The sequence below is a fragment of the Aquimarina macrocephali JAMB N27 genome, from assembly GCF_000520995.1.
Lineage (GTDB): Bacteria > Bacteroidota > Bacteroidia > Flavobacteriales > Flavobacteriaceae > Aquimarina > Aquimarina macrocephali.
Genome location: NZ_JACA01000031.1, coordinates 1 through 369, shown reverse-complemented (window position 1 = coordinate 369; position 369 = coordinate 1). Strand labels below are relative to the sequence as shown.

1 pseudogene is annotated in these 369 nt (G+C 36.9%); it reads right to left on the bottom strand.

From position 1 onward, the window contains the following. Positions 1–369: pseudogene (locus tag Z054_RS31780) on the bottom strand (hypothetical protein); the annotation flags it as partial.

Sequence of the window (369 nt, the reverse complement as noted above, 5' to 3'; positions counted from 1 at the left end):
GGCTACTACAGGAGAGTTATAGTTCCCCATTCTCGAAGCTTCATCATAGAATATAACTCCTGTGGGATTACCATTAGGATCAAGTTGTGCAAGTTTAAATGTCACATCCAGAGGTTGTTTGATAGCATCGAAAGGAGCATCAATAGTGCTGTAATCTGTATTAAGCCCTTGAAAATCTTCATTGGTTTTTTGTAAAGCGTCTTCAATAATAGTTTTGGTAACAGTAGATCCGCTATTAAACTCGGTGCCAAATACATGAAATACAACTGGTATTACATACGATTTTGGGTTTTGATTGCTTTTCATTCTAACAGCACTTTGTCTTAATGCCTGAATTTCTTTTTTTGCACTAGGATCGGCCTGATACAA